At 72.3% G+C, this 14,229-nt stretch carries 15 protein-coding genes; 7 read left to right on the forward strand and 8 right to left on the reverse strand.

What is annotated here, in order from left to right; translation table 11 throughout:
* Window positions 1-31 precede the first annotated feature (31 nt).
* Window positions 32-1,522 carry a S1C family serine protease gene (locus ARTHRO9V_RS09140; protein WP_159826737.1) on the forward strand — a complete coding sequence of 497 codons (1,491 nt, stop codon included), beginning with the start codon at window positions 32-34 and terminating at the stop codon, window positions 1,520-1,522.
* A gap of 60 nt (window positions 1,523-1,582) precedes the next feature.
* Here the strand turns inward: ARTHRO9V_RS09140 and ARTHRO9V_RS09145 are convergent, their stop codons facing one another.
* From ARTHRO9V_RS09145 to ARTHRO9V_RS09160, 4 genes are all read right to left on the reverse strand, one after another.
* Window positions 1,583-2,566 (reverse strand): NUDIX hydrolase, encoded by a 984-nt coding sequence (locus tag ARTHRO9V_RS09145; RefSeq protein WP_159826739.1) that lies wholly within the window; start codon window positions 2,564-2,566, stop codon window positions 1,583-1,585.
* Between the two features lie 209 nt (window positions 2,567-2,775).
* A complete protein-coding gene (locus ARTHRO9V_RS09150; RefSeq protein ID WP_123570005.1) occupies window positions 2,776-3,162 on the reverse strand; it encodes a VOC family protein in 387 nt (128 codons plus the stop codon).
* Between the two features lie 89 nt (window positions 3,163-3,251).
* Entirely contained in the window at window positions 3,252-4,199 is a 948-nt protein-coding gene (locus tag ARTHRO9V_RS09155) for a J domain-containing protein (RefSeq protein WP_123570004.1), read from the reverse strand.
* A gap of 70 nt (window positions 4,200-4,269) precedes the next feature.
* Window positions 4,270-4,677 carry a TIGR02611 family protein gene (locus tag ARTHRO9V_RS09160; RefSeq protein WP_159826741.1) on the reverse strand — a complete coding sequence of 136 codons (408 nt, stop codon included), beginning with the start codon at window positions 4,675-4,677 and terminating at the stop codon, window positions 4,270-4,272.
* Between the two features lie 62 nt (window positions 4,678-4,739).
* Here ARTHRO9V_RS09160 and ARTHRO9V_RS09165 point away from each other — a divergent pair, with 62 nt between their 5' ends.
* From ARTHRO9V_RS09165 to ARTHRO9V_RS09175, 3 genes are all read left to right on the forward strand, one after another.
* The gene (locus tag ARTHRO9V_RS09165) at window positions 4,740-5,711 is read left to right on the forward strand and encodes an aldo/keto reductase (RefSeq protein ID WP_159826743.1); all 972 of its coding nucleotides are present in this window, start codon (window positions 4,740-4,742) and stop codon (window positions 5,709-5,711) included.
* 13 nt (window positions 5,712-5,724) lie between these two features.
* Window positions 5,725-6,588, forward strand: coding sequence for an aldo/keto reductase (locus ARTHRO9V_RS09170; protein WP_056044995.1), 864 nt, complete (start codon window positions 5,725-5,727; stop codon window positions 6,586-6,588).
* A gap of 72 nt (window positions 6,589-6,660) precedes the next feature.
* Window positions 6,661-7,209, forward strand: a complete 549-nt coding sequence (locus ARTHRO9V_RS09175) for a YbhB/YbcL family Raf kinase inhibitor-like protein (protein ID WP_056044992.1) — start codon at window positions 6,661-6,663, stop codon at window positions 7,207-7,209.
* A gap of 94 nt (window positions 7,210-7,303) precedes the next feature.
* On the opposite strand, the gene ARTHRO9V_RS09180 is transcribed toward ARTHRO9V_RS09175, so the two are convergent.
* A complete protein-coding gene (locus ARTHRO9V_RS09180; RefSeq protein ID WP_159826745.1) occupies window positions 7,304-8,308 on the reverse strand; it encodes an aldo/keto reductase family protein in 1,005 nt (334 codons plus the stop codon).
* A gap of 121 nt (window positions 8,309-8,429) precedes the next feature.
* Here ARTHRO9V_RS09180 and ARTHRO9V_RS09185 point away from each other — a divergent pair, with 121 nt between their 5' ends.
* From ARTHRO9V_RS09185 to manD, 3 genes are all read left to right on the forward strand, one after another.
* Window positions 8,430-9,308 (forward strand): EI24 domain-containing protein, encoded by an 879-nt coding sequence (locus ARTHRO9V_RS09185; RefSeq protein ID WP_201298927.1) that lies wholly within the window; start codon window positions 8,430-8,432, stop codon window positions 9,306-9,308.
* Entirely contained in the window at window positions 9,305-10,165 is an 861-nt protein-coding gene (locus tag ARTHRO9V_RS09190) for an aldo/keto reductase (RefSeq protein ID WP_159826749.1), read from the forward strand. The genes ARTHRO9V_RS09185 and ARTHRO9V_RS09190 overlap by 4 nt, the downstream gene beginning before the upstream one ends.
* A gap of 136 nt (window positions 10,166-10,301) precedes the next feature.
* A complete protein-coding gene (manD, locus tag ARTHRO9V_RS09195) occupies window positions 10,302-11,540 on the forward strand; it encodes a D-mannonate dehydratase ManD (protein WP_159826751.1) in 1,239 nt (412 codons plus the stop codon).
* Window positions 11,541-11,571: 31 nt separating this feature from the next.
* Here manD and ARTHRO9V_RS09200 read toward each other — a convergent pair whose 3' ends face one another.
* From ARTHRO9V_RS09200 to ARTHRO9V_RS09210, 3 genes are all read right to left on the reverse strand, one after another.
* The gene (locus ARTHRO9V_RS09200; protein ID WP_159826753.1) at window positions 11,572-12,054 is read right to left on the reverse strand and encodes a VOC family protein; all 483 of its coding nucleotides are present in this window, start codon (window positions 12,052-12,054) and stop codon (window positions 11,572-11,574) included.
* A 144-nt stretch (window positions 12,055-12,198) separates the two neighbouring features.
* Window positions 12,199-13,668, reverse strand: a complete 1,470-nt coding sequence (locus tag ARTHRO9V_RS09205) for an NCS2 family permease (protein WP_201298928.1) — start codon at window positions 13,666-13,668, stop codon at window positions 12,199-12,201.
* A 113-nt stretch (window positions 13,669-13,781) separates the two neighbouring features.
* Complete coding sequence (locus tag ARTHRO9V_RS09210) at window positions 13,782-14,186, reverse strand: hypothetical protein (protein ID WP_159826755.1); 405 nt, start codon at window positions 14,184-14,186, stop codon at window positions 13,782-13,784.
* Between the last annotated feature and the right edge of the window lie 43 nt (window positions 14,187-14,229).

Genomic DNA, 14,229 nt, shown 5'->3' on the forward strand with positions numbered 1-14,229 from the left:
ACGTCACCACCACCGCCACAGGAGGCACACCATGAACGACCGAGACGGCGACAACACGACCGGCACCCCGGACGACGCCACGCCCGTGACGCCCTCCCCGTCGACCGCCCCGCCTGCCGGCGAGGGCGTCGAGCAGCCCGCCGAGGCCCACACGCTCCCCCACGTCACCGGCGCGTCGGACGCACGCTACGTGTCGGCGGCTCCCACCTGGATGGCCCGCGACGACGCCCACCAGGTCTACGACGCGGCGGCCGGCGCGTCGACGGTGCGGAGTGGCGACGGCGCGGACGGCACGGTGCCCCCGGCCTTCGGCGGCGCCCCGAGACCGCGCCGCTCGAAGAAGTGGCTCGCCCTCACCGGCGCGGCCGCCGCCGTCGTCATCGTCGCGGGTGCGGCGGGCGGCGGCGCCTACGCCGCCGGTCGCTCCGCCGGCACCGCGGCGGCCCAGGCCGCGAGCGAACGCCAGGCGCTCGAGCTGCTCCCCCAGCTCACGCGGCCGGGAGGTGGATCGAGCGACCCGGCATCGCCCTTCGGGGGTTCGAGCCCCCAGGACGGGTCGTCGCAGGACGGTTCGCCGCAGGGCACCTCGACCCAGACCAGCGCCACCGCGGCCACCGCCGAGGAGACGGCCGGCGTCGTGACCATCGTGTCGACGCTGAACTACGACGCCTCGTACAAATCCGCCGGCACGGGCATGATCCTGACCTCCGGAGGGCTCATCCTGACGAACAACCACGTCGTGCAGGGCGCGACCAGCATCCAGGTGACCGTCGAGTCGACCGGTACGACCTACACGGCCGACGTCGTCGGCACGGATGCCACGAACGACGTGGCCGTGCTGAAGCTGCAGGACGCGACGGGCCTCACCCCGGTGAGCTTCGACGCGTCCGGCGACGTCGCCACGGGGGATGTCGTCCACTCGACGGGCAACGCCGAGGGCACGGGCGACCTCGTCACCGCCCAGGGCACCGTCCTCGCCACGGACCAGTCGATCACGGTGCAGAGCGAGTCCGGATCGGGGACCGAGTCGCTGTCCGGTCTCATCGAGGTCGATGCGGACGTGGTGTCGGGCGACTCCGGCGGTCCCCTCCGCGACGGCGACGGCGACGTCGTCGGCATCGTGACGGCCGCCTCGCAGGGATCGTCGACGGTGACCGGCTACGCCATCCCGATCGACCACGCCCTGGCCATCGCCAAGCAGATCCAGTCGGGCACGGGGAGCTCGACCGTGCAGATCGGCCTGCCCGCCTTCCTCGGCGCGCAGATCTCGAGCACGGCGACCGGCACCGCGGGCGGCGTCACGATCGCCGGCACGATCGAGGGCAGCGCGGCGGCGTCGGCCGGCCTGGTCGCCGGGGACGTGATCACCGCGATCGACGGCACGGCCGTGGCGGACGCGTCCGCACTCACCGCCGCGATCCAGGCGCACGACTCGGGTGACCAGGTCCCGGTCACCTGGACCGACACGACGGGTGCGTCCCACACCGCGACCGTCACGTTGGGCGACGGCCCCGCCGCCTGACCCGGGACCGGACGCGAACGGCCCGCTCCACCGACCGGTGGAGCGGGCCGTTCGTCCGTGTCAGTCGAGGCCGACCGCGCGGCGGAGGGCGCCCGGACGCACGAGGGTGGCCCCGAGGGCTTGGACCCGGTCGGCGAGGCCCCGGTCGGCGGTGACGACGACGACGCGCGGCGGCACGCCGGACACGTCCCGCAGGTCGTGCACGCGGGCCACGATCGCCGAGTCGCCGTCGGCCTCGGCCTCGGCCCGGACGACGGTCAGGCCGGGGAACGATCCACCGACGGCACGGGCCTCGCCCTCGACGACGGCCGTCACGTCCGGCCACCGCCAGGTGGGCGCCCCGGGAGGCTCGCCGGTGGAGCCGTCCGCGAACGCCGCGGCGTCCGTCGGCGAGTCGTCGGCGTCCGGCCGACCCGTCGCCGCGGGGGTCCCGCCGCCACCGGGTGCGACGAGCGCCTCGGCCACTCCGTCCCGGGCACCCCGCGAGAGGGACTCCAGGAATCGGGTCGTGGCTCCGACCCGATCGCGCCACCACCCGTCGGGACGGGAGCCGAGGACGTTCGCGACGTCGACGACGACGTGCACCCGGCCCCCGAGTTCGGACCGGAGCCTCGGCCACGACGCGGCGAATCCGGGATGGAGCGGGAGGTCGGACACCTCGTCGACGGGCACCCAGCTCAGGGCGATGCTCTCGGCGTCCGAGACGACGGGCTCGAACGGGCGCACGGCCCGGGCCACGACGGTCGTGTACGACCAGAAGCCGAGGTCGAGCTCGGCGGCGAACAGCAGGCGCAGCGCGTCGGCCGGCACCGCCGCCTCTTCGCCGCTCTCGCGCAGAGCGCCCTGTACCGCGCTCTCGTCGTGGTGGCGGGCTCCGCCGGGGAGCCCCCAGGTGCCACCGAAGTGGCTCCAGTCGGCCCGGTGCTGCAACAGCACCCGGTCGTCCGGGTCGACGACGAGCAGGCCCGCGGCACCGGCACGGCCCCAGAACCGACGCCCGTCGGGGGCCTCGACCCAGCCGTCCGCGGGCTCGTGCGTGTTCACACGGTCGAGCTTGCCACAGGGACGAGGAGGCGGTGGCCGCGTCGTGCGCAGGACGTCACGTCGACCGGTCGACCCGGTGGCGGGCGACCAAACCGATGGGTGCGGCAGTTCCGAAGGCACACCTGGGGCTGGCCCGGAACCCGATGTCGGGCCAGCCCTCCCCCGGGTCCGGCACCGCGCCTCCCCGGCTCGCGCGTCGGACCGGGCGATCAGGGCTGCTGGACGGAGAAGACGTTGCCCGCCGGGTCGGTGAACCAGGCGATGTCGGGGCCCAGGTCGACGCTGCGCCCCCGCATGACGCCCCGCTCGTCGGAGTACCCGCCGAGGTGGAGCGGTTCGAGGCCCCGCTCGGCCAGCGCGTCGAGGGCGGCGTCGAGGTCGTCGACGACGAGGTTGAGGACGGTGTACGACGCGGGGGCGTGGTCGGGCTTGCCGTACACGAACACCCACGCCGCGCCTCCCGGGAGGCGGAGCCGGAACATCTGACCGTCGACGAGGACCTCGATCTCGAGGCCGAGGACGTCGCGGTAGAAGGACGTGGCGGCCGCCACGTCGTCGACGCTGAACCCGGAGTAGCCGGACCGAGGACGGAACACGGGTGGCCCCTCTCTGACGCGGGACGACCGACGGACGCCGGCGTCTCGCCCCCAGCGTGGACCCTGCCGGGCCCGGGCGCCAGCCCCGGTCAGACGAACCGGATGGCCTGCTGCAGCCGGGCCCGGACCTCGAAGACGTCCGAGATGCTCGTGCGGTCGCCGAGCTCGGGACCGTGACGCAGGACCTGCGGCAGCAACGAGCGACGCACGACCCAGGTGCCCCCGGCACGACGCCCGACCTTCTCGAGGGCGGGCCCGAAGTCGTCGTCGGGCACCACGATCAACTGGGCCGTGAACGACACGCGGGTCTCCCGTCGCACGGCGCGGGCCTGACGCGTGAGGTCGCGGACGGGCTCCTCGTCGGCAGGGATGCCCCGGCCGACGAGCTCGCCGCGCGACACCTGCACCTCGCTGCCCCAGTCGGAGGACTGGATGGCGAAGAGGCCCGACGGCCCCAGCACGACGTGGTCGAGCTTGCCCTCGACACCCGCGTCGACGTCGCTCCAGATGGTGAAGCCGATGCCGAGGTCGGTGACGGCCGCGACGGTGGCCTCTTCGGCCATCGCGTCGGCGAGCACGTGACGAATCTCGGGAGGCGCGCTCCGGACGAGGCGCTCGTCGTACGGATCGTCGAGCGGGACTCCCCGACCGACCCACTCGCGCATCAGGCCGAGGTACCGCTCGCGGTTCGCACCACCGGGGTGGCCGTGCACCCGGGCCTTGGGCTTCGAATCGGTGCGAGCCGGCTCCCGGGGCGGCGGTGACCAGCCGGGGGCACTCGACCCCGCGGACCGCGCGCTGCCCGAGGGGGCGGTGCTCCGGGACGCCGACCCCTGGTCGTAGGAGGCGCGGGCCTCGGGCGTGCCCACCTGCTGCCACGCGTGCTGCACGTCGCGGAACGCCTGCGCGGTGCCGCCGAGGTCGGGGTGGGTCTGGCGGGCCAGCCGTCGATAGGCGCGACGGAGGTCGTCGGTCGACGCCGTCGACGGCACGCCGAGCACCTCGTAGGGCGTGGCGGAGGCGGGGCTGGGCGTCACGACGGCGACTTTACCGAACGCGCGCTGGACGTCCGGTCGACGGCCGCCGGGACCGTGTGGGCCCTGTGCTTCACCGCGACGGGGCGGCCGAGGGCTTGACGCTCGACGCCCGCCGCGCCGACCGGGCGACCCGCCACGCCCGCCACCGGAGACGGGCGCGGCCGACGAGTCGACGCACCCACAGGGTGATGCGATGGGCGGCCGGGAACTCCGTGCCCAGCACGGCGACCCCGAGGAAGACGACGAGCCAACCGGGACCGGGCAGCGGGACCAGGATGAGGCCGACGACGACGATCAGGGCTCCGAGCACCCCGACGCCGATCTTGTAGAGCAACCGGAGCCGAGGGTGCGCGTCGAGCCTCAGGCGCATCCTCGCGTGACCGTCGCGCAGGGCACGGCGCCGAGCACCGCGGTGCGGACCGGCCCCGCGACGCTCGTCGAGGGGCACACCGTCCGGGCTCTCGGGCTGCTCGTCCATGACGGCGACGTTAGGGGGCGTTCCTGTGAGCAGCACGGCCCGGGAGGGGGTAGCCAGGGAACATGGATTACACACACCTCGGACGCACAGGGTTGTCCGTCTCCCGGGCCGTCCTCGGCACGATGAACTTCGGGCCCCAGACCACGGAAGACGACTCCCACGCGATCATGGACCGGGCCCACGAGCTCGGCGTCAACTTCTTCGACACGGCCAACGTCTACGGCTGGGAGAAGGGCGAAGGCATCACCGAGCAGATCATCGGTCGGTGGTTCGCCCGTGGGGGCGGGCGACGGGAGAAGACCGTCCTCGCCACGAAGCTGTACGGCGACATGGGCGACTGGCCCAACGACGGCAAGCTCAGCGCCCTCAACATCCGTCGGGCGCTCGACGCGAGCCTGACGCGTCTGCAGACCGACCACATCGACCTCTACCAGTTCCACCACGTCGATCGCGAGACGCCGTGGGACGAGATCTGGCAGGCGATGGAGGTCGCGGTCCAGCAGGGCAAGGTCCTCTACGCCGGCAGCAGCAACTTCGCCGGCTGGCACATCGCGCAGGCCCAGGAAGCCGCCAAGGCGCGTCACTTCAGCGGCCTCGTGAGCGAACAGTCGATCTACAACCTGATCGTGCGGGACGTCGAGCGCGAGACCCTGCCCGCCGCCCGTCACTACGGTCTCGGGGTGATCCCGTGGTCGCCGCTCAACGGCGGTCTGCTCGGCGGCGTCATCGAGAAGACCGAAGAGGGCTCACGACGACTCGAGGGGCGGAGCGCGGAGTACGTCGCCGAACACCGCGACCAGCTCGAGGCCTACGAGGCGTTCGCCCGCGAGTTGGGCCACGCGCCCGGCGAGGTCGCCCTCGCCTGGCTGCTGCACCAGCCGGGCGTCACCGGGCCGATCACGGGCCCACGGACCATGGCGCAACTGGAGTCGGCGGTCGCCGCCGTCGACGTCGAGCTGGACGAGGCCGCGCTGGCGCGGCTGGACGAGATCTTCCCCGGGCACGAGACGTCGCCCGAGGACTACGCGTGGTGAACCGGAGGACGACATGAAGACCAGGACAATCGGAGACGTGACAGTCAGTGCGATCGGCCTGGGCGGCATGCCCCTGTCGATCGAGGGCCGACCCGACGAGAAGCAGGGCATCGCGACCATCCACGCCGCACTCGAGCAGGGCATCACCCTGATCGACACGGCCGACGCCTACCACCAGGCGGGAAAGGACGAGGTCGGGCACAACGAGTTGCTCATCGCCAAGGCGCTGAAGAGCTACCACGCCGACACCGACCAGGTGCTCGTCGCCACGAAGGGTGGACACCTCCGCCCCGAGGCGGGGGCGTGGGCGCAGAACGGCGACCCGGCCTACCTCAAGGAGGCCGCCAAGGCCTCGGCGAAACGGCTGGGCGTCGAGACGATCGGGCTGTACCAGTTCCACCGACCGGACCCGGCGGTGCCCTATGCCGACTCGATCGGCGCCCTGGTGGAGCTGCTCGACGAGGGCGTCATCCGCATGGCGGGCATCTCGAACGCCACGCCCGACCAGATCCGCGAAGCGAACGAGGTGCTGGACGACCGACTCGTGTCGGTGCAGAACCAGTACTCGCCCGCGTTCCGGTCGAGTGAGGTGGAGCTCGCGCTGTGCGACGAGATGGGCATCGCGTTCCTGCCGTGGAGCCCCCTCGGCGGCATCACGAACGCCGGTGAGCTCGGAGCGAAGCACGCCGTGTTCGCCGAGATCGCCAACGCCCGACGGGTCACGCCGCAGGTGCTGACGCTCGCCTGGGAGCTCGCCAAGTCCGAACTCGTCATCCCGATCCCGGGGTCGACCCGACCGCAGACGATCATGAACTCGGCGACGGCGACGTCGATCAAGCTCTCGACCGACGAGATCCAGCGGCTCGACGCCGCCTGATCGCACACCCGGTGCGCCCGCCCCTCGGGGCGGGCGCACCGTCACGACCATCCCGACGAACAGGAGACAGCCATGGCCGACGCCAACCTGACCCGCCCCTACGACATCATCGGCATCGTGCCCGGGTTCGAGCTCTCGAGCACGGACCTCACCGACGGGGGTGAGCTGCAGCGCGCGCAGGTGAGCGGCATCATGGGCCCGGGCGGAGACGACGCCAGCCCCCAGCTGAGCTGGTCCGGCGCCCCCGAGGGCACCAAGAGCTACGCCGTGACGGTCTACGACCCCTACGCCCCGACGGGCTCGGGCTTCTGGCACTGGGCCGTGGCCGACCTCCCCGCCGACACGACGTCGTTGCCCTCCGGTGCGGGTGACGACCAGGGCTCGGGCCTGCCCGAGGGGGCCCTCCAGCTGAAGAACGACGGCGGGCTCGCCCGCTACGTCGGTGCGGCACCGCCCGAGGGCCACGGACCGCACACGTACTTCGTCGCGGTGCACGCCCTCGACGTCGAGAAGATCGGGGTGGACGAGACCGCCAGCCCGGCCTACCTCGGCTTCAACCTGCACTTCCACACGCTGGCCCGCGCGGTGATCTCCGCGACGTTCGAGGTCCCCGGGGCCTGAGCCCGGAGCCTGAGCGGTCGCACGCCGAGCCGACGCACGACGACACCCCGCCACGATCTCGTGGCGGGGCGTCGTCGCGTCGGGCGACGGCCGATCAGGCTTCGCGGCCGGCCGGCATCTGCGTCTTGCGCGGGTCCGTCTCGGCGAGGCCGTCGAAGATCGACTCGATGCGCGACAGGACGTCCGCCTCGAGGGTGACGCCCGACGCCTTCGCGTTCGACTCGACCTGTTCGGGACGCGACGCCCCGATGATCGCCGAGGCGACGTTCTCGTTCGACAGCACCCAAGCCAGCGACAGCTGCGCCTGGGTCAGCCCCAGGTCGGACGCGATCGGCTCGAGCTGGGCCACGGCGTCGAGGACGTCGTCGCGCATCCAGCGTTCGATCATGCCCGCTCCGCCCTTCTGGTCGGTGGCCCGGCTGCCCGCGGGCAGCTCGGCACCGACGGTGTACTTGCCGGTCAGGACGCCCTGGGCGACGGGAGACCAGACGATCTGCGAGATGCCGAGTTCGGCCGAGGCCGGGACGACCTCGTCCTCGATGACGCGCCAGAGCAGGGAGTACTCGGGCTGGTTCGAGACGAGCTGGATCTTCAGCTCGCGAGCCAGGGCGTGCGCCTCGCGCAGCTGCTCGGCGTTCCACTCCGAGACCCCGATGTAGAGCACCTTGCCCTGGCGGACCAGGTCGGCGAAGGTCTCCATCGTCTCCTCGAGGGGCGTCTCGACGTCGTACCGGTGGGCCTGGTAGAGGTCGACGTAGTCGGTCTGCAAGCGCTTCAGCGACCCGTTGATCGACTCGGTGACGTGCTTGCGGCTGAGGCCCGTGTCGTTGTGGCCCTTGGGCCCGGTGGGACCGTAGACCTTGGTGAAGATCTCGAGCGACTCGCGCCGCTCGCCGTTCAGCGCCTCACCGAGCACCGTCTCGGCCTGCGTGTTCGCGTAGACGTCGGCCGTGTCGAACGAGCTGATGCCGACGTCGAGAGCCGCTCGGACGCAGCGCGTCGCCGTGTCGTTCTCCACCTGGGACCCGTGGGTGAGCCAGTTGCCGTAGGTGAGCTCGCTGACCTTGAGCCCGCTGTTGCCGAGGTACCTGAACTTCATGGACGACCTTTCTCGGTGGTGCCGCCTCGATGCGGCACGCCGTCGACGCTACGCGCCGCCCCCGCGCCGTGACGCGTCGTCCGACCGCACCCACGCCTCCGGCACTCGGTACGCTCGCCCCGTGTCGGTGATCGGGGAGTTCTTCGGCGGGGTGGGCCTGCTCGGCCGGGGCCTGCGCCTCTGGGCGACGTCCCCGCGGCTCATGCTGCTGGGCGCGGTGCCCGCCCTCGTCGTGGGTGCGGTCTTCGCCGCGGCCCTCGTGGGCGTGGGGCTCGCCGCCGACGACCTGGCCCGCACCCTGACGCCGTTCGCCGACGGGTGGCCCGAGTGGTCCCGCACCCTCGTGCGTCTCGGCGGAGCTCTGGCCGTCGCGGCCCTGGCCGTGCTGCTCGCGGTCGTCGCGTTCACCGCCGTCACGCTCCTCGTCGGCGATCCCTTCTACGAGCGCATCTGGCGTCGCGTCGAGGAGCGAGAGGGCGACCCGCCGGCCGACGTCGACCGGGGCTTCTGGCGCGGGCTCGCCCGGAGTGCCGGCGACTCGCTCCGACTGCTGCTGGCCACGGCCGGCGTGGGCGTCCTCCTGTTCGTCGGCGGGTTCGTCCCGGTGCTCGGCCAGACGGTCGTCCCCGTGCTCGGCGCCCTGACCGGCGGGTGGTTCCTGGCGGTCGAGCTCACCGGGTACGCCTTCGACGCCCGGGGCCGCTCGCTCGCCGAGCGCCGCCGTGGACTCGCCGTCAACCGGGCGCGCACCCTGGGGCTGGGCACCGCCACCTACCTCCTGTTCTTCGTCCCTCTCGGGGCCGTGCTCGTGATGCCGGCCGCCGTCGCCGCGGCCACCCTGCTGGCCCGCGAGGTCACGACGGGCCCGACCACGGCGGGCCCGACCACGACGGGCCCGACCACGGCGGGCCCGACCACGACGGGACCGAGCACGGCGGGCCCGAGCACGGCGGGCCTGGTCACACCCTCCCCGCGCGACGACTACCATCCCCCGGCATGACCACCCCCGCGACTCCGACCAATCCCGCCGTCGCCCTGCCCGACGGGCGCGTCGTCCCGGCCCTCGGCCAGGGCACCTGGAACATCGGCGACGACCCACGGCGCCGCGCCGACGAGGTCGCCGCCCTGCGGGCCGGCCTCGACGCCGGCCTGACCATGATCGACACCGCCGAGATGTACGGCGGCGGGCGGTCCGAACAGCTGGTCGGCGAGGCGATCGCGGGCCGGCGCGACGAGGTGTTCCTGGTGAGCAAGGTGCTGCCGGGCAACGCCTCGCGCCGGGGCACGGTCGAGGCCTGCCACGCCAGCCTCGAACGTCTGGGCACCGATCGCCTCGACCTCTACCTGCTGCACTGGCGGGGGCGCCACCCGCTCGCCGAGACCGTCGAGGCCCTGGAGGCGCTGGTCACCGAGGGCGCGATCGGCGGCTGGGGCGTCAGCAACTTCGACGTCGACGACCTGCACGAGCTGCTCTCGGTGCCCGGTGGCGAGAACGTCCAGACGAACCAGGTCCTGTACAACCTGGCCCGTCGCGGACCCGAGTTCGACCTGCTGCCCTGGGCGCGCGAGCACGGCGTGCCGCTCACCTCGTACTCCCCCGTCGACGGCGGCGAGCTGCTCGGTCACCCCGTGCTCGAGCAGGTCGCGACCGATCTCGGCGTCTCGTCGGCGCAGCTCGCCCTCGCCTGGGTGCTGCGCCTCGTGCCCGACCTCATGGTCGCCGTCAAGGCGGGCACGGCCGGGCACACCCTCGAGAACGCGGCCGCACTGGCCGTCGACCTCGACGACCAGGCGTTCGTGCAGCTCGAGCGCGCGTTCCCCGCGCCGACGACCAGGGTGCCGCTCGAGATGCGCTGACCCGCGCCTCCCGGGCTCGCCCCGCGCCCGCGCATGCGCCCGACGGGCTCGCCTCGCGCTCGCGCATGCGCCAGAGTGGAGGGACCAGCCCGGGTGACATCGACGTCACCCGGACGCGAGCTCCAGAGGACACCGCATGATCATCGACAGAGCCGACGTGATCGTCACCAGCCCCGACCGCAACTTCGTGACGCTGAAGATCACGACCTCCGACGGCGTGACCGGCCTCGGCGACGCCACCCTGAACGGGCGCGAACTCGCCGTCGTCGCCTACCTGACCGAACACGTCGTGCCCCTGCTGATCGGGCGCGACCCGGCCCGCATCGAGGACACCTGGCAGTTCCTCTACCGCAGCGCGTACTGGCGGCGCGGGCCGGTCACGATGGCCGCCATCGCCGCGGTCGACGTCGCCCTCTGGGACATCAAGGCCAAGGTCGCCGGCCTGCCCCTCTACCAGCTGCTCGGCGGGGCCTCGCGCACGGGGTTGCTGACCTACGGCCACGCCTCGGGGAAGGACCTCGAGGAGCTCTTCGACAGCGTCCGCGACCACCAGGAACAGGGCTACAGGGCCATCCGCGTACAGACCGGGGTGCCCGGCCTGAAGTCGATCTACGGCATCGCCTCGAACGCCACCTTCGACGCCAACAGCGGCGTGCGCTACGACCACGAGCCCGCCCAACGCGGGGCCCTGCCGAACGAGGAGGACTGGGACACCCGCTCGTACCTGCGGCACGTGCCCACCGTGTTCGAGGCGGTGCGGAACGAGTTCGGCCCCGAGATCCCCCTGCTGCACGACGGTCACCACCGCATGACGCCGATCCAGGCGGCGAGGCTCGGCAAGAGCCTGGAGCCCTTCGACCTCTTCTGGCTCGAGGACGTCACCCCGGCCGAGAACCCCGAGGCCCTGCGACTCGTCCGGCAGCACACGACGACCCCGCTGGCCATCGGCGAGATCTTCAACACCGTGTGGGACTACCAGCAGATCATCCGCGAGCAGTTGATCGACTACGTCCGCAGCGCCGTCACGCACACGGGCGGCATCACCCACCTCAAGAAGGTGCTCGAGTACGCCTCGCAGTACCAGATCAAGTCCGGCATGCACGGTCCGACCGACATCTCACCGGTCGGCATGGCGGCCGCGATGCACCTCGGACTCGCGATCCACAACTTCGGCATCCAGGAGTACATGAAGCACGGCGCGAGGACGGACGAGGTCTTCGAGCAGAGCTTCACGTTCGAGGACGGCATGCTGCACCCGGGTGAGCAGCCCGGCATCGGGGTCGAGCTGGACGAGCGGGCCGCCGCGGCGTACCCCTACGCGCAGGCCTACCTGCCCTACAACCGCCTCGCGGACGGGACCGTCCACGACTGGTGACGAGGAGGCGCGGCGCGGGCGAGCGCGTCGGTCACCCCTCGTAGGCCGCCGCCAGCTCGGCGATGACCAACCGCGTCATGCCCATCATCGCGGTCATGGCCCGGGCGGCGCCCTCGGGGTCGGGCCCGCCGAGGTAGCGGTCCATCACCGACGGGACGACCTGCCAGGAGAAGCCCCAGCGGTCCGTCACCCAGCCGCACCGCCCCTCCTGTCCGCCGTCGGCCGCGAAGGCGTCCCAGTAGTGGTCGAGCTCGTCCTGGGTCTCGACCGAGATCGAGAACGACGTGGCCTCGGTCGGCCTCGGCCCTCCGTCGCCGCCGTTCAGCAGGCGGTAGGGCTGGCCGTCGAGCTCGAGGTCGACGACGAGGGCCTGACCGGCCGTGGCTGCGTCGGGGAAGTCGTCGGGATAGCGCGACACGTCGGTGACGCGCGACGACGGGAACAGGGTGACGTAGAAGTCCGCTGCGGTCTCGACGTCACGACCGAACCAGAGCGTGGGGGTGATGCGGGGCATGACGCGCCTCCTCGGGGTGGGCAGGCGGCTCCGTCGCCGCCTGCTGCCGGTCAGCGTACTGCGGAGCGGATCGCCGCACGAGACCTCACGTCGTGCCGCGCGGCCAGAACGCCGAGCGGCCCGTCGTGACGTCCCGGTGGACGCCTAGCCGATCAGCGCCTCGATCGGGCCGCGCACGAAGTAGACCAGGAACCCCGCCGCGACGGTCCAGAGCAGCGGGCTGATCGTGCGCGCCCTGCCCGCGAACGCCCGCACGACGACCCAGCTGACGAAGCCGACGCCGATGCCGTTCGCGATCGAGTAGGTCAGCGGCATGGTGATGATCGTCAGGAACACCGGCAGGGCGACCGAGAAGTCGGTCCAGTCGATCTGGCTGATCTGCGACACCATGAGCGCGCCGACGATCACGAGCGCCGAGGCGGCGACCTCGAGCGGGACGACCTGGGTCAGCGGCGTGAAGAACATGGCGAGCAGGAACAGCGCACCGGTGACGACCGAGGCGAAGCCCGTCCGGGCGCCCTCACCGATGCCCGAGGCCGACTCGACGAACACGGTGTTGGACGACGAACTCGTCGCACCGCCCGCGACCGCGCCGACGCCCTCGACGATCAGGGCCGAGCGGAGGCGGGGGAAGGTGCCGTCGGCGTCCGCGACGTCGCCGGCCTTGGCCAGGCCGGTCATCGTGCCCATGGCGTCGAAGAAGTTGGTGAAGACGAGCGTGAAGACCAGCATGACCGCCGACAGCACGCCGATGCGGGCGAAGGCCCCGAAGCTGAACTGGCCGACCAGCGAGAGGTCGGGCAGGGCCACGATCTGGGTGGGCAGCACGGGGGCGTTGAGGTTCCAGTCGTCGAGGTTCTGGCCGTTCGACGGCGGCACCTGGAAGATCGCCTGCAGGGCGATGGCGATGACGGTGGACGCGACGATGCCGATGAAGATCGCCCCCCGCACCTTGCGGGCCATCAGCACGCCGATGACGAGCAGGCCGATGACGAAGGTGATGGTCGGGAGGGTCGCCACCGAGCCGGAGTCACCGAGCTGCAGCGGCGGCGACGACGTCCCGCTGGTGCGCACGAAGCCCGAGTCGACCAGGCCGATGAACGCGATGAACAGGCCGATGCCGACCGTGATCGCGGTCTTGAGCGCTGCGGGCACCGCGGTGAAGATCATGCTGCGCAGACCGGTCACGGCGAGGATCGTGATGACGAGCCCGTTGATCACCACGAGACCCATGGCCTCGGGCCAGGTGACGTCCTGCACGACGTTGACGGCCAGGAACGAGTTGATGCCGAGTCCGGCGGCGAACGCGAACGGGAGGCGCGCGACGGTTCCGAAGAGGATCGTCATGACGCCCGCGGTGAGGGCCGTGACCGCGCCCACCTGACCGTTCTGCAGCCAGTTGCCGGCGACGTCCTTGGCGGCCTGGTCGGCGCTGAAGCCGCCGAGGATCAACGGGTTCAGGATGACGATGTACGCCATCGTGACGAAGGTGACGACGCCGCCCCGGATCTCGCGGGCCCAGGTCGAGCCGCGATGGGTGATCTCGAAGAACCGGTCGAGGGTGCCCCCGACTCCGGGTCTCGGCGGGGTGGTGACGGGGGCGTTCGTGGCCATGGCGATGCGTCTCCGGTGAGATCGGATGTCGAGGGGGAAGAGAACAGGATAGGGCGTGCCCAGGGTGCACCCAGCAACGGCCCCGCTCCGCGACCGCCGACGCGCCCGGACGCCTAGGAGGCGCGGTGCACGCCGAGCGCGCGCGTCACCAGCGGCACCTGCAACGGCAGCCGCACGAGGGTGACGGCCCGGCGAGCCGTCGTGGCCCGCTCGCTCGTCAGGGCGCGGAGGGCCATCGAGACGTTGGCCGGGAAGACGGCGACGAACAGCGCGGCGGCGGCGAGCCCGCCGACCGGACGCGTGCGCGGGGCGAGGAGGGCGGCGGCGATGCCGACCTCGGCGAGACCGGAGCCGATCGTCCAGAAGCGGGCCGGCCCCGGGACGCTCCTCGGGACGACCGCGTCGTAGACCGCGGGTCTGGCGAGGTGCAGGAGGCCGGAACCGCCCAGGATCGCGGCGAGGACGCGGGCGTCCCGACGGGCGGCGGACTTCTGACGGCGTGTGGGGCGGTGACTCATGCGACCATCTTGCGCGCGCCTCCCGGGGTCGGGCGGGGGCGGC

It is taken from the genome of Frigoribacterium sp. 9N (genome assembly GCF_902506305.1).
Lineage (GTDB): Bacteria > Actinomycetota > Actinomycetes > Actinomycetales > Microbacteriaceae > Frigoribacterium.

Bases quoted from the DNA above. Each gene is read 5' to 3' on its own strand.
- ARTHRO9V_RS09175 (WP_056044992.1), top strand. From the start codon at position 6,661: ATGGCCGACGCCAACCTGACCCGCCCCTACGACATCATCGGCATCGTG.
- ARTHRO9V_RS09180 (WP_159826745.1), bottom strand. From the start codon at position 8,308: ATGAAGTTCAGGTACCTCGGCAACAGCGGGCTCAAGGTCAGCGAGCTC.
- ARTHRO9V_RS09160 (WP_159826741.1), bottom strand. From the start codon at position 4,677: ATGGACGAGCAGCCCGAGAGCCCGGACGGTGTGCCCCTCGACGAGCGT.
- ARTHRO9V_RS09210 (WP_159826755.1), bottom strand. From the start codon at position 14,186: ATGAGTCACCGCCCCACACGCCGTCAGAAGTCCGCCGCCCGTCGGGAC.
- ARTHRO9V_RS09205 (WP_201298928.1), bottom strand. From the start codon at position 13,668: ATGGCCACGAACGCCCCCGTCACCACCCCGCCGAGACCCGGAGTCGGG.
- ARTHRO9V_RS09170 (WP_056044995.1), top strand. From the start codon at position 5,725: ATGAAGACCAGGACAATCGGAGACGTGACAGTCAGTGCGATCGGCCTG.
- ARTHRO9V_RS09200 (WP_159826753.1), bottom strand. From the start codon at position 12,054: ATGCCCCGCATCACCCCCACGCTCTGGTTCGGTCGTGACGTCGAGACC.
- ARTHRO9V_RS09165 (WP_159826743.1), top strand. From the start codon at position 4,740: ATGGATTACACACACCTCGGACGCACAGGGTTGTCCGTCTCCCGGGCC.
- ARTHRO9V_RS09190 (WP_159826749.1), top strand. From the start codon at position 9,305: ATGACCACCCCCGCGACTCCGACCAATCCCGCCGTCGCCCTGCCCGAC.
- manD (WP_159826751.1), top strand. From the start codon at position 10,302: ATGATCATCGACAGAGCCGACGTGATCGTCACCAGCCCCGACCGCAAC.
- ARTHRO9V_RS09140 (WP_159826737.1), top strand. From the start codon at position 32: ATGAACGACCGAGACGGCGACAACACGACCGGCACCCCGGACGACGCC.